The organism is Citrobacter sp. Cpo142 (assembly GCF_030332425.1).
Lineage (GTDB): Bacteria > Pseudomonadota > Gammaproteobacteria > Enterobacterales > Enterobacteriaceae > Citrobacter > Citrobacter portucalensis.
Genome location: NZ_JAOWHW010000126.1, coordinates 1 through 13,876, shown reverse-complemented (window position 1 = coordinate 13,876; position 13,876 = coordinate 1). Strand labels below are relative to the sequence as shown.

Sequence of the window (13,876 nt, the reverse complement as noted above, 5' to 3'; positions counted from 1 at the left end):
CCATCAGGCAACATTACTGTCAATGTTCCGATCCCTTTAGCCACTGCCAGATTCGCCCCAACGTTTCGTAACCAACACGATCGCTATGCATCAACCAGACGGGAGAGGGGATCGCGCGCTCCCACGGATTAAGCGGTGAGTCAATCGCTAACTGGTTGGCTGGTGCGGGCAACGGATGTAGTCCGGCCTGTTGGAAGAAAATCATTGCTCGTGGTAAGTGCGATGCGGAGGTCACCAGCAGGAACGGCGCGCTGCCGATGGCCTGCTTCACCGCTGCGGCTTCTTCTTCGGTGTCTTTGGGTTTATCCAGCGTGATGATATCACCGGGCGGCACACCCAGTGACTGCGCTACGCGGGCGCCCGCTTCTGCAGTACTGACGTTATTGCTCTTTGCCGCAGCGCCGGTAAAGATAAGCTTCGATCCCGGGTTAGCACGCCAAAGGCGAATACCTTCATTCAGACGCGGAAGACTGTTGCTGATCAGGTTTGAACTTGGCGCCCACTTAGGATTCCAGGTATACCCTCCGCCCAGCACCACAATGTATTCCACTTTTTGTGTATCCTGCCAGGTTGGATAGCTATCCTCAATCGGTTTCAGCAGACTGTCGGCGACGGGCTGCAAGCTTAGAAGTAACAGTGCCAGCCAACTCAGGCTAATGCACATTTTCCCTGTTTTTTGAAAGCGGCTAAACCAGAGCAGCGCCAGGCCTATACCCATGATAATGAGCATTAGCGGAAGTGGCAGCATCATACCGCCAATCACTTTCTTCAGCGTAAAAAGCATCCTTTTTGGTTCCTTTTTTAACCATACAGCAGGGGATCAGCAGGGATATTACACCAGGAAGGTTCATTCTCGGCGTGGGTGTGACAAAATAGCGGTTTTACTTAGTCACCCTAAAGCCAGCATGTGGAGAGCCCGATGCGGGATCGCAATTTTGATGACATTGCAGAGAAGTTTTCCCGTAACATTTACGGCACCACCAAAGGTCAGCTTCGTCAGACGATCCTCTGGCAGGATCTGGACAAACTTCTTGCCGACTATGCGGGCCAAACTTTGCGTGTGCTTGATGCGGGTGGCGGAGAAGGGCAGACAGCCATTCTGATGGCGCAGCGGGGCCATCACGTCACCTTGTGCGATCTTTCTGCTGAGATGGTGGCGCGAGCGCAACGGGCGGCAGAAGAGCAAGGTGTGAGCGACAACATGCATTTTATACATTGTGCCGCTCAGGACATCCCACAGCATTTGGATTCTCAGGTTGATCTGATATTGTTTCATGCTGTGCTGGAATGGGTGGCCGATCCGCAAGCCGTCTTAAAAACATTGTGGTCGATGTTACGCCCGGGCGGTGCTTTATCGCTGATGTTCTACAATGCAAACGGTCTGTTGATGCGTAATGTGTTGGTCGGTAATTTCGGCTATGTACAGCAGGGAATGTATAAAAAGAAACGGCGCACGTTGTCTCCCGATTTTCCGCGCGACCCTCAGCAGGTCTATGGCTGGCTGGAGGAGATTGGCTGGGAGATAACCGGAAAAACGGGCGTGAGGGTGTTTCATGATTATCTGCGTGATAAACAAAAACAGCATGACTGTTTTGATGCTTTAACAGAAATAGAAACACGTTATTGCCGCCAGGAACCGTATATCAGCCTTGGGCGCTATATTCATGTCACCGCGATTAAACGTCCGGCCCGAGCCGCAGATGCAAGGATAACCTATGAGTGAATTTTCCCAGACAGTCCCCGAACTGGTTGCCTGGGCCAGAAAAAATGACTTCTCCATCTCTCTGCCGGTAGACAGACTTTCGTTCCTGCTGGCGGTCGCCACATTGAACGGTGAGCGACTTGACGGTGAGATGAGTGAAGGTGAACTGGTGGATGCGTTCCGCCATGTTAGTGATGCGTTTGAGCAAACCAGCGAAACCATCGGCGTCCGCGCCAACAACGCGATCAACGATATGGTGCGTCAACGTCTGCTGAACCGCTTTACCAGCGAGCAGGCTGAAGGCAACGCCATTTACCGTTTAACGCCGCTCGGGATTGGCATCACAGATTACTATATTCGTCAGCGCGAATTCTCTACGCTGCGTCTTTCTATGCAGCTGTCAATTGTGGCAGGCGAACTGAAGCGCGCGGCGGATGCGGCAGCGGAAGGTGGTGATGAGTTCCACTGGCATCGCAACGTCTATGCGCCATTGAAATACTCGGTGGCGGAGATTTTCGACAGTATCGATCTGACCCAGCGCATAATGGATGAACAGCAGCAGCAGGTAAAAGACGACATCGCACAGTTGCTAAACAAAGACTGGCGGGCGGCGATTTCCAGCTGTGAAATGCTGCTGTCAGAAACATCTGGTACGCTGCGTGAGCTGCAAGATACGCTGGAAGCGGCAGGGGATAAGCTGCAGGCTAACCTGTTACGCATCCAGGACGCCACGATGACGCATGACGATTTGCATTTTGTCGATCGGCTGGTGTTTGATTTACAAAGCAAGCTCGACCGCATTATTAGCTGGGGTCAGCAGTCCATTGACTTGTGGATCGGCTACGATCGTCACGTTCATAAATTTATCCGTACCGCGATCGATATGGATAAAAACCGCGTCTTCGCCCAGCGTCTGCGTCAGTCCGTGCAGACCTACTTTGACGACCCATGGGCGCTGACCTATGCCAACGCCGATCGTCTGCTGGATATGCGTGACGAGGAGATGGTGCTGCGTGACGAAGAGGTCACCGGTGAACTTCCGGAAGATCTGGAATATGAAGAATTTAACGAGATCCGTGAACAGCTGGCGGCGATCATCGAAGAACAGCTGGCTATCTACAAATCCAGACAAACACCACTGGATCTCGGTTTGGTAGTGCGCGAGTATCTGGCGCAATACCCACGTGCGCGTCATTTCGACGTCGCGCGTATTGTTATCGATCAGGCGGTACGCCTTGGCGTAGCGCAAGCAGACTTCACCGGACTGCCAGCCAAATGGCAGCCGATTAATGATTACGGAGCCAAGGTACAGGCGCATGTCATTGACAAATATTGAACAAGTGATGCCGGTAAAGCTGGCGCAGGCGCTGGCGAATCCGTTATTTCCGGCGCTGGATAGCGCCTTACGTTCGGGCCGCCATATCGGTCTGGATGAACTGGATAATCATGCCTTCCTGATGGATTTTCAGGAATATTTTGAAGAGTTTTACAGCCGCTATAACGTGGAATTGATCCGTGCGCCGGAAGGGTTCTTCTACCTTCGTCCGCGTTCAACGACGCTCATTCCGCGTTCGGTCCTGTCTGAACTGGACATGATGGTGGGTAAAATTCTTTGCTATCTCTATCTCAGCCCGGAACGCCTGGCGAACGAAGGGATTTTTACCCAGCAAGAGCTGTACGACGAGCTGCTAACGCTGGCTGATGAAGCGAAACTCCTGAAGCTGGTGAACAACCGTTCAACCGGTTCTGACGTTGACCGCCAGAAGCTACAGGAAAAAGTGCGTTCTTCGCTCAACCGCTTGCGCCGCTTAGGCATGGTGTGGTTTCTGGGCCACGACAGCAGCAAATTCCGTATTACGGAATCTGTCTTCCGCTTTGGCGCGGATGTGCGTAGCGGCGACGATCCGCGTGAAGCACAGCGTCGCTTAATTCGTGATGGTGAAGCGATGGCGGTCGAGAACCGTCTGCAGCTTAACGATGAGCCCGAAGAGAATCAGCCGGACAGTGGAGAAGAAGAATAATGATTGAACGCGGTAAATTTCGCTCACTTACGCTGATTAACTGGAATGGTTTTTTTGCCCGTACGTTTGATCTCGATGAGCTGGTCACCACGCTGTCCGGTGGTAACGGTGCGGGTAAATCCACCACCATGGCGGCATTTGTTACGGCGCTCATTCCGGACTTAACCCTGCTGCATTTCCGTAACACCACCGAAGCCGGTGCAACCAGCGGTTCACGTGATAAAGGCCTGCACGGTAAGCTGAAAGCAGGTGTTTGTTATTCAATGCTCGACGTCCTCAACTCGCGTCATCAGCGCGTGGTCGTGGGTGTGCGTCTGCAACAGGTTGCTGGTCGCGATCGCAAAGTGGATATCAAACCGTTTGCCATTCAGGGGCTGCCGATGTCGGTACAGCCAACCCAACTGGTGACGGAAACGCTGAACGAACGCCAGGCGCGCGTACTGTCTCTACCTGAGCTGAAAGAGAAGCTTGATGAGATGGAAGGCGTGCAGTTTAAGCAGTTCAACTCAATAACCGATTATCACTCGTTGATGTTCGATCTGGGCATCATTGCCCGTCGTCTGCGCTCCGCGTCCGATCGTAGTAAATTCTACCGTCTGATTGAAGCCTCGCTGTACGGCGGGATCTCCAGCGCCATTACCCGTTCACTTCGTGACTACCTGTTGCCGGAAAACAGCGGCGTACGTAAAGCGTTCCAGGATATGGAAGCCGCGCTGCGTGAAAACCGTATGACGCTGGAAGCGATTCGCGTAACCCAGTCTGACCGCGACCTCTTTAAGCATTTAATCAGCGAAGCGACCAACTATGTGGCCGCGGATTATATGCGCCACGCCAACGAACGCCGTATCCATCTGGATAAAGCACTGGAATATCGTCGTGAACTGTATACCTCGCGCAAGCAGCTGGCGGCAGAGCAGTACAAACACGTGGATATGGCACGTGAACTGGGTGAGCACAACGGTGCGGAAGGCGATCTGGAAGCTGATTACCAGGCCGCGAGCGATCACCTGAATCTGGTGCAAACCGCGCTGCGTCAACAGGAAAAAATTGAACGCTATGAGGCGGATCTCGAAGAACTGCAGGTCCGTCTGGAAGAACAAAACGAGGTGGTCGCGGAAGCCGTTGACCGCCAGGATGAAAACGAAGCCCGTGCGGAAGCCGCTGAGCTGGAAGTGGATGAGCTGAAAAGCCAGCTTGCCGATTACCAGCAAGCGCTGGACGTCCAGCAAACGCGAGCCATCCAGTATACTCAGGCGATCCAGGCCCTAAATCGGGCGAAAGAGCTCTGCCACCTACCGGATCTGACAGCCGACAGCGCCGCCGAATGGCTGGAGACTTTCCAGGCCAAAGAGCAGGAAGCCACTGAAAAGCTGCTGACGCTAGAACAAAAAATGAGCGTGGCGCAAACCGCGCATAGCCAGTTCGAACAGGCTTATCAGCTGGTGGCGGCTATCAACGGCCCGCTGGCGCGCGGTGAAGCCTGGAGCGTGGCGCGTGAACTGCTGCGCGAAGGCGTGGAACAGCGCCACCTGGCAGAACAGGTTCAGCCGTTGCGTATGCGACTGAGCGAACTGGAGCAGCGTCTGCGCGAACAGCAGGACGCCGAGCGTCTGCTGGCCGAATTCTGCAAGCGACAGGGTAAACAGTTCGATATCGAGGAGCTGGAAGCACTGCACCAGGAGCTGGAAGCGCGCATCGCCGCCTTGTCGGACAGCGTCTCGTCTGCCAGCGAACAGCGTATGACGCTGCGTCAGGAGCAGGAACAGCTACAATCCCGTATTCAGCATTTGATGAAACGGGCACCCGTCTGGCTGGCTGCGCAAAATAGCCTGAACCAGCTTAGCGAGCAGTGTGGGGAAGAGTTTACCTCCAGCCAGGATGTGACCGAGTATCTGCAACAATTGCTGGAGCGCGAGCGTGAGGCCATTGTTGAGCGTGATGAAGTCGGTGCACGTAAAAATGCGGTTGATGAAGAGATTGAACGTTTAAGTCAGCCGGGCGGGGCGGAAGATCAGCGTCTGAACGCGCTAGCGGAACGCTTTGGCGGCGTGCTGCTGTCAGAAATTTATGATGACGTTAGCCTTGAAGATGCACCGTACTTCTCTGCGTTGTACGGTCCTTCGCGCCATGCCATCGTGGTACCGGATCTGTCGCTGATTACCGAACAGCTTGAAGGGCTGACGGATTGCCCGGAAGATCTCTATTTCATCGAAGGGGATCCGCAGTCGTTTGATGACAGCGTCTTCAGCGTTGATGAACTGGAAAATGCGGTGGTGGTGAAAACTGCCGAGCGTCAGTGGCGTTATTCCCGCTTCCCGAAGGTGCCGATTTTTGGTCGTGCTGCGCGCGAAAGCCGTATCGAAACCCTGCATGCCGAGCGTGAAGGGCTGTCTGAACGTTTCGCCACGCTCTCCTTTGACGTTCAGAAAACCCAGCGCCTGCATCAGGCGTTCAGCCGCTTTATCGGCAGCCATCTGTCGGTGGCGTTTGAAGCCGATCCAGAAGCGGAAATTCGCCAACTGAATGGCCGTCGAGTTGAACTGGAACGTGCGCTGACCAATCATGAAAATGATAACCAGCAAAGCCGTATGCAGTTTGAACAGGCGAAAGAGGGCGTCTCCGCGCTGAACCGCCTGCTGCCGCGCTTGAATCTGCTGGCAGATGACACGCTGGCCGATCGCGTTGACGAAATTCGTGAGCGTCTGGATGAAGCTCAGGAAGCCGCGCGTTTTGTACAGCAACATGGTAATCAGTTGGCGAAACTGGAACCTATCGTTTCGGTTCTGCAAAATGACCCTGAGCAGTTTGAACAGCTGAAGGAAGACTATGCGTATTCCCAGCAGATGCAGCGCGATGCGCGTCAGCAGGCTTTTGCGCTGACCGAAGTCGTACAGCGTCGGGCGCACTTTAGTTATTCCGACTCAGCCGAAATGCTGAGCGGCAATAGCGATCTGAACGAAAAATTGCGTGAACGCCTGGAACAGGCGGAAGCCGAACGTACCCGCGCTCGTGAAGCGCTGCGCAGCCACGCAGCACAGTTAAGCCAGTACAACCAGGTGATGGCATCGCTAAAAAGCTCTTATGACACCAAAAAAGAGCTGCTTAACGATTTACAACGTGAACTGCAGGATATCGGCGTTCGTGCGGACAGCGGTGCCGAAGAGCGCGCGCGTATCCGCCGTGACGAACTGCATGCGCAGCTCAGCAACAACCGTGCACGCCGCAACCAACTTGAGAAAGCGCTGACCTTCTGCGAAGCGGAGATGGAAAACCTGACCCGCAGACTGCGCAAGCTGGAACGTGATTATCATGAAATGCGCGAGCAAGTAGTCACCGCCAAAGCCGGCTGGTGTGCAGTCATGCGGATGGTGAAAGATAACGGTGTAGAACGTCGTCTGCACCGTCGCGAGTTGGCCTATCTTTCCGGTGACGAACTGCGTTCGATGTCGGATAAGGCGCTCGGTGCGCTACGTCTGGCGGTTGCAGATAACGAGCACCTGCGCGATGTGTTGCGTCTGTCTGAAGATCCAAAACGTCCAGAGCGTAAAATTCAGTTCTTCGTCGCGGTTTACCAGCATCTGCGCGAACGTATTCGCCAGGATATTATTCGTACCGACGATCCGGTTGAAGCCATTGAACAGATGGAGATCGAGCTGAGCCGTCTGACGGAAGAGTTAACCTCACGCGAACAGAAGCTGGCGATCAGCTCACGCAGCGTGGCGAACATTATTCGTAAGACTATTCAGCGTGAACAGAACCGTATTCGCATGCTGAACCAGGGGCTGCAAAGCGTGTCGTTTGGCCAGGTCAACAGCGTTCGCCTGAACGTCAATGTGCGTGAAACACATGCTACCTTGCTGGACGTACTTTCAGAGCAGCATGAACAGCATCAGGATCTGTTTAACAGCAATCGCCTGACCTTCTCAGAAGCGCTGGCGAAGCTGTATCAGCGTCTGAATCCGCAGATAGACATGGGGCAACGCACGCCGCAAACCATTGGTGAAGAGCTGCTGGATTATCGTAACTATCTGGAAATGGAAGTTGAGGTTAACCGTGGCTCTGACGGCTGGCTGCGTGCTGAGTCTGGTGCGTTGTCAACGGGGGAAGCGATCGGGACCGGGATGTCTATTCTGGTGATGGTGGTGCAAAGCTGGGAAGATGAAGGCCGCAGATTACGCGGGAAAGATATCTCTCCGTGCCGCCTGCTGTTCCTTGATGAAGCTGCACGACTCGATGCGCGTTCTATTGCAACCTTGTTTGAGCTGTGTGAGCGTTTGCAGATGCAGCTGATTATCGCTGCGCCGGAAAACATCAGCCCAGAGAAAGGCACCACCTACAAACTGGTGCGTAAAGTCTTCCAGAACACTGAACACGTTCACGTGGTGGGGCTGCGCGGATTTGCGCCTCAGTTACCGGAACCGCTGCCGGGGACTGAAGATGCCTCCTCGCAGGCAAGCTAAGTAATAAGTAAAAAGGCGGCTACATGGCCGCCTTATCTTTTTCCGAAAAGACTTCATGCCTGGTGTAATTTCTTTAGACTTCTTTACATTAGGTTAGGCAAAAAGTTTTTGATGTTTATATACTAAAGGTGAGCCTAACGCGTCACAGGCTTGCTCGTCATACTTCAGTTTGTATTGGCGTTATACAGGTCCGACCCTCGTCAAAATAAAGGGGAATACAGACGGCCTGGCTATTCAGAGTATGATAAAGAAAACAGGGGGCAAGGGATGTTGCTTAATAAAATGTGTGGTCGTCGGCTGTCGGCAATCAGTTTGTGCCTGGCCGTAACATTCGCTCCACTGTTCAATGCGCAGGCCGATGAGCCTGAAATGATCCCTGGCGATAGCTCTGCGACCGTCAGTGAACAGCCAACAGCGTTATCGCAGCCGCAGGTTCAATCTTCTGCGACGGCTATCATGGCGGGTATTCAACCGCTGCCAGAAGGCGTGTCTGTCGATAAAGCCCGCGCCGAAATACACTCTCAACTGCCAGCAGGTTATACGCCGGTTTACATGAGCCAGTTGGAACTGCTGTATGCCGCACGCGAAATGAAGCCGATGTGGGAAAATCGTGATGCGGTAAAGGCATTTCAGCAACAGTTAGCCGAGATCGCAATTGCCGGCTTTCAGCCGCAGTTCACTACCTGGGTTGCACTTCTGACTGACCCGGCAGTAACCGGTCAGGCGAGAGACATCGTGCTCTCTGATGCGATGATGGGGTATCTGCACTTTATCGCTAACATCCCTGTCAAAGGTAATCGCTGGCTTTACAGCGATAAGCCCTATGCGCTAACGACGCCGCCGATTTCCGTCATCAACCAGTGGCAGGTCGCACTGGATAACGGTCAACTGACTTCATTTGTGGCCAGCCTTTCGCCTCAACATCCGCAGTATGCAGCCATGCATGAATCACTGCTCAAGCTGGTGGGCGATTCACGTCCCTGGCCGCAACTCACCAGTACAGCAACGCTGCGTCCGGGGGAGTGGAGTAATGACATCCCCGCGCTGCGTGAAATTTTGCGTCGAACCGGGATGCTGGAGCCTGCCGTCAGTACGTCTGGCAAAGAAGGGCGTGGTACCTACGATCGTGAATTGGTTGATGCGGTAAAGCGTTTTCAGACGTGGCAGGGACTTGGCGCAGATGGCGCGATTGGCCCAGCCACACGTGACTGGCTGAACGTGACGCCTGCTCAGCGTGCGGGCGTGCTAGCGTTAAATATTCAGCGCTTGCGCCTGCTGCCGAGTGAGCTGTCTACCGGTATCATGGTGAACATTCCTGCCTATTCGCTGGTTTATTATCAGAATGGCAATCAGGTGCTGGCCTCGCGAGTTATTGTCGGGCGTCCCGATCGTAAAACGCCGATGATGAGCAGTGCGCTGAATAACGTGGTCGTTAACCCACCGTGGAACGTTCCGCCGACGCTGGCACGTAAAGATATTCTGCCTAAGTTATGGAATGATCCGGGATATCTTGAACGTCACGGCTATACCGTAATGCGCGGCTGGAACAGTAAAGAGACGATAGATCCGTGGCAGGTTGACTGGGCGACCATCACTGCGTCCAATCTGCCGTTCCGCTTTCAGCAGGCTCCGGGCGCACGTAACTCGCTAGGACGCTATAAATTCAATATGCCGAGTTCGGACGCTATTTATCTGCACGATACGCCGAACCACAATCTGTTCCAGAAAGATACGCGGGCGTTAAGCTCCGGATGCGTGCGTGTGAACAAGGCATCTGAGCTGGCGAATATGCTGCTACAGGATGCGGGTTGGAATGATTCACGTATCTCGGATGCCCTGAAGCAAGGAGATACGCGGTATGTGAATATTCGCCAGAATATTCCGGTCAACCTCTACTATCTGACCGCATTTGTCGGCCCTGATGGGCGCACGCAGTATCGTACAGATATTTACAATTACGATCTGACAGCGCGATCCAGCGCACAAATTGTGTCAAAAGCCGAGCAATTAATCAGATAAATGAAGCAGTTCGAGGAAAATGATTGTCGTAAGTTATGCTGGAAACGGGGCAAAATGGCTGTGAGCCCCGTATTTCCTGGGGTTGGGAGCCTTGACGTGGACTACTTAGCCAGATAAGGTTTCCCGCGTGCGCTAGAGCATACATACGATAACATTGACCTTGTAGACCTTAATACCATGGACAAATTTGACGCTAATCGCCGCAAACTGCTGGCGCTTGGTGGTATTGCCCTCGGCGCTGCCATCTTGCCTACGCCTGCGTTTGCAACACTCTCTACCCCACGTCCGCGTATATTGACTCTGAATAACCTGCATACCGGTGAGTCAATAAAAGCAGAGTTTTTTGATGGCAGGGGCTATATTCAGGACGAATTAGCAAAACTTAACCACTTTTTCCGTGATTTTCGGGCCAATAAAGTGAAATCCATTGACCCGGGACTGTTTGATCAACTCTTCCGTCTGCAGGGCCTGCTGGGCACGCGTAAACCCGTACAGCTGATTTCAGGCTATCGCTCTATCGATACCAATAATGAACTCCGTGCACGTAGCCGCGGTGTGGCCAAGAAAAGCTACCACACTAAAGGTCAGGCCATGGATTTCCATATTGAAGGCATCGCATTAAGTAATATTCGCAAAGCTGCGTTATCTATGCGCGCAGGTGGTGTAGGATACTACCCCAGCAGTAACTTTGTGCATATTGACACCGGCCCTGCACGGCACTGGTGATCCATAAGCTTAATGAAACAGGAGCTGTATGAACTATCGTATTATTCCGGTCACTGCATTCGCCCAGAACTGCTCGCTAATCTGGTGTGAGCAGACTCGTCTGGCCGCGCTGGTCGATCCCGGCGGCGATGCCGAGAAAATCAAACAGGAAGTGGATGCCAGCGGTCTGACGCTAATGCAGATCCTGCTTACTCACGGTCATCTTGACCATGTTGGAGCGGCGGCTGAACTGGCACAACATTATGGTGTACCGGTTATTGGTCCGGATAAAGAAGATGAGTTCTGGTTACAGGGACTCCCTGCTCAGAGCCGCATGTTTGGCCTGGGAGATTGTGAGCCGCTGACGCCCGATCGCTGGTTGAATGAAGGTGACCGGATAAGCGTTGGCAACGTGACGTTACAGGTTCTGCATTGTCCGGGTCATACACCGGGACATGTGGTCTTCTTTGATGAGCAATCAAAGTTACTGATTTCTGGTGACGTGATTTTCAAAGGTGGCGTAGGGCGCAGCGATTTCCCGCGCGGTGATCACAGCCAACTAATCGATTCGATTAAACGTAAACTATTGCCGTTAGGCGATGACGTAACGTTTATTCCGGGTCACGGCCCACTCTCTACGCTGGGTAATGAACGCTTACATAACCCGTTCCTGCAAGATGAAATGCCTGTCTGGTAATTCGTTTAATAAATAAAAAGGCCGCTATTGCGGCCTTTTTTTGTGCGCGATAGATTACAGTACTGCGACAATCGCTTCGCACAGTGGCGCCATGTTGTCTGGCGTCATTCCTGCCACGTTTACGCGTCCGGAAGCGACAGCGTAGACACCAAACTCTTCACGCAGACGCAGAACCTGCTCTTTGGTCAGGCCGCTAAACGAGAACATGCCGTTCTGTTTGATGATAAAGCTGAAATCGCGGTTTGCACCTTTCTCTTGCAACGTATTCACAAACAGTAAACGCATGCGCTGAATGCGCTGGCGCATATCAGTCAGTTCCTGTTCCCAGATGGCACGCAGCGCGTCGTTGCTCAGAATCGTGGCCACTACGGATGCACCGTGTGCTGGTGGGTTGGAATAGTTAGCGCGAATGGCTGATTTCATCTGGCTGAACGCACGGTCAACGGTTTCAGCATCCGCAGCAACCAGCGTACAGGCGCCTACACGCTCATTGTACAGTCCAAAGTTCTTGGAGTAGGAGCTGGCAACGATCAGCTCTTTGTGCAGAGCCGCAAATGCGCGCAGACCTTCTGCATCTTCTTCCAGGCCACGGGCAAAGCCCTGGTATGCGAAGTCAAACAGCGGTAACCAACCTTTTTCGACAGACATCTGAGCCAGCGTTTGCCACTGTTCCAGCGTAGGATCGATACCGGTAGGGTTATGGCAGCAGCCGTGGAATAGCACCACGTCGCCAGCCTGCGCTTCGCTGAGGCTTGCCAGCAGCGCATCAAAATCTAACGAGTGGTTTGCTGCATCGTAATAGTTGTATTCACAAACTTCCAGGCCTGCAGAGTTAAAGACGCTCTTATGGTTCGGCCAGCTTGGATTGCTCACCCATACGCGTTTAGCCGACGTATTTTTTGCCAGGAAATCAGCTGCCACACGCAGTGCACCAGTGCCGCCAGGGGTTTGTGCGGTACGTGCACGCTTATCGTTGATCAGCGAACTTTCTTTACCAAACAGTAATTCCTGAGTGCAGCGACCAAACTCTGGAATACCGTCAATGCCAAGGTAATTTTTGGTGGTTTCATTTTCCAGTATATATTGCTCGGCTTTTTTAACGCTGGTCAGTACCGGCGTTTTGCCTGTCTCATCTTTATATACACCGATCCCCAGGTTTATTTTTCCAGGGCGGTCATCGGCACGAAACAAATCAGCCAGACCCAAAATGGGGTCGGCAGGAGCGGCAGTAATGTTCTCAAACATGACGAGGTTCCATAGTGATTACAGAAGGGAAGTCCGCTATCAGGTTAACGGTAGATTTACAAAATGCCAACCGTTACTGACGAAAAGCTGAGGTGTTTTTTTAAGACGCAAGAATCCGCTAGCAGATATAAAAAAACAGGACCGAAGTCCTGTTTTTTAGGCATTTAACAAAGAGGTCTGCTATTAGAACTGGTAAACGATACCCACTGCAACGGTGTCGTCAGAGCCTACGCCCAGTTTGTTGTCAGAATCGATCTGGTTGATGATGTAATCAACATAGGTGGACATGTTTTTGTTGAAGTAGTAAGTCGCACCTACTTCGAAGTAGTTCACCAGATCTACGTCGCCGATTCCTTCGATGTCCTTACCTTTAGATTTGGTATAGGCGAGGGACGGACGCAGGCCGAAGTCGAACTGGTACTGAGCAACCAACAGTACGTCTTCAGTTTTGTTAGCGTAACCGTTAGAGATACGGGTTGCGTTACGGGTTTCGCTGTAGTTCGCCGCCAGGTAGATGTTGTTCGCATCGTATTTCACACCAGCAGCCCACTGCTCAGCTTTTGCACCGCGACCGTAGGTCAGCGTTTCTTGCGCGTTGGTACGGTCAGCTGCGCCGTAAGCACCCACGATACCGAAGCCATCCATTTCGGGTAATGACTCCAACTTACTGATAGTGTTTTATGTTCAGATAATGCCCGATGACCTTGTCATGCAGCTCCACCGATTTTGAGAACGACAGTGACTTCCGTCCCAGCCTTGCCAGATGTTGTCTCAGATTCAGGTTATGCCGCTCAATTCGCTGAGTGTAACGCTTGCTGATTACGTGCAGCTTTCCCTTCAGGCGGGATTCATACAGCGGCCAGCCATCCGTCATCCATACCACGACCTCAAAGGCCGACAGCAGGCTCAGAAGACGCTCCAGTGTGGCCAGAGTGCGTTCACCGAAGACGTGCGCCACAACCGTCCTCCGTATCCTGTCATACGCGTAAAACAGCCAGCGCTGACGTGATTTAGCACCGACGTAGCC

The 13,876-nt window shown here is 52.9% G+C and carries 9 protein-coding genes and 2 pseudogenes; 7 read left to right on the top strand and 4 right to left on the bottom strand.

Annotated features, from left to right (window positions below; all coding sequences use genetic code 11):
- Window positions 1-19: 19 nt before the first annotated feature.
- Entirely contained in the window at window positions 20-784 is a 765-nt protein-coding gene (gene elyC / locus OGY18_RS15040; RefSeq protein WP_126318667.1) for an envelope biogenesis factor ElyC, read from the bottom strand.
- 135 nt (window positions 785-919) lie between these two features.
- Between elyC and cmoM the strand changes: the two genes are divergently transcribed.
- The 7 genes from cmoM (at window position 920) to OGY18_RS15005 (ending at window position 11,604) form a co-directional block, all read left to right on the top strand.
- Window positions 920-1,723 (top strand): tRNA uridine 5-oxyacetic acid(34) methyltransferase CmoM, encoded by an 804-nt coding sequence (cmoM, locus tag OGY18_RS15035; protein WP_003035803.1) that lies wholly within the window; start codon window positions 920-922, stop codon window positions 1,721-1,723.
- On the top strand, window positions 1,716-3,038 hold the full coding sequence (mukF, locus tag OGY18_RS15030; protein ID WP_003831939.1) for a chromosome partition protein MukF: 1,323 nt from the start codon (window positions 1,716-1,718) through the stop codon (window positions 3,036-3,038). Before cmoM ends, mukF begins: the two co-directional genes overlap by 8 nt.
- Window positions 3,019-3,723 (top strand): chromosome partition protein MukE, encoded by a 705-nt coding sequence (gene mukE, locus OGY18_RS15025; protein ID WP_003035809.1) that lies wholly within the window; start codon window positions 3,019-3,021, stop codon window positions 3,721-3,723. The genes mukF and mukE overlap by 20 nt, the downstream gene beginning before the upstream one ends.
- Window positions 3,723-8,183 (top strand): chromosome partition protein MukB, encoded by a 4,461-nt coding sequence (mukB, locus tag OGY18_RS15020; protein WP_149384728.1) that lies wholly within the window; start codon window positions 3,723-3,725, stop codon window positions 8,181-8,183. The genes mukE and mukB overlap by 1 nt, the downstream gene beginning before the upstream one ends.
- 267 nt (window positions 8,184-8,450) lie before the next feature.
- Window positions 8,451-10,202 carry a L,D-transpeptidase gene (gene ldtD / locus OGY18_RS15015; protein WP_063940615.1) on the top strand — a complete coding sequence of 584 codons (1,752 nt, stop codon included), beginning with the start codon at window positions 8,451-8,453 and terminating at the stop codon, window positions 10,200-10,202.
- 177 nt (window positions 10,203-10,379) lie between these two features.
- Window positions 10,380-10,928, top strand: coding sequence for a peptidoglycan L,D-endopeptidase MepK (gene mepK / locus OGY18_RS15010; RefSeq protein WP_003831948.1), 549 nt, complete (start codon window positions 10,380-10,382; stop codon window positions 10,926-10,928).
- Between the two features lie 28 nt (window positions 10,929-10,956).
- Entirely contained in the window at window positions 10,957-11,604 is a 648-nt protein-coding gene (locus OGY18_RS15005) for an MBL fold metallo-hydrolase (RefSeq protein WP_063940614.1), read from the top strand.
- Between the two features lie 54 nt (window positions 11,605-11,658).
- Here OGY18_RS15005 and aspC read toward each other — a convergent pair whose 3' ends face one another.
- The 3 genes and pseudogenes from aspC to OGY18_RS14990 all read right to left on the bottom strand — a co-directional run.
- Complete coding sequence (aspC, locus tag OGY18_RS15000) at window positions 11,659-12,849, bottom strand: aspartate transaminase (protein ID WP_003831950.1); 1,191 nt, start codon at window positions 12,847-12,849, stop codon at window positions 11,659-11,661.
- Between the two features lie 183 nt (window positions 12,850-13,032).
- Window positions 13,033-13,497, bottom strand: a pseudogene (locus tag OGY18_RS14995) (porin); the annotation flags it as partial.
- A gap of 16 nt (window positions 13,498-13,513) precedes the next feature.
- Window positions 13,514-13,876 (bottom strand): annotated as a pseudogene (locus tag OGY18_RS14990) (IS1-like element IS1X2 family transposase); the annotation flags it as partial.

Excerpts from the sequence above, each read along its gene's own strand:
- elyC (WP_126318667.1), bottom strand. The coding sequence starts at position 784 with ATGCTTTTTACGCTGAAGAAAGTGATTGGCGGTATGATGCTGCCACTT.
- cmoM (WP_003035803.1), top strand. The coding sequence starts at position 920 with ATGCGGGATCGCAATTTTGATGACATTGCAGAGAAGTTTTCCCGTAAC.
- mukF (WP_003831939.1), top strand. The coding sequence starts at position 1,716 with ATGAGTGAATTTTCCCAGACAGTCCCCGAACTGGTTGCCTGGGCCAGA.
- mukE (WP_003035809.1), top strand. The coding sequence starts at position 3,019 with ATGTCATTGACAAATATTGAACAAGTGATGCCGGTAAAGCTGGCGCAG.
- mukB (WP_149384728.1), top strand. The coding sequence starts at position 3,723 with ATGATTGAACGCGGTAAATTTCGCTCACTTACGCTGATTAACTGGAAT.
- ldtD (WP_063940615.1), top strand. The coding sequence starts at position 8,451 with ATGTTGCTTAATAAAATGTGTGGTCGTCGGCTGTCGGCAATCAGTTTG.
- mepK (WP_003831948.1), top strand. The coding sequence starts at position 10,380 with ATGGACAAATTTGACGCTAATCGCCGCAAACTGCTGGCGCTTGGTGGT.
- OGY18_RS15005 (WP_063940614.1), top strand. The coding sequence starts at position 10,957 with ATGAACTATCGTATTATTCCGGTCACTGCATTCGCCCAGAACTGCTCG.
- aspC (WP_003831950.1), bottom strand. The coding sequence starts at position 12,849 with ATGTTTGAGAACATTACTGCCGCTCCTGCCGACCCCATTTTGGGTCTG.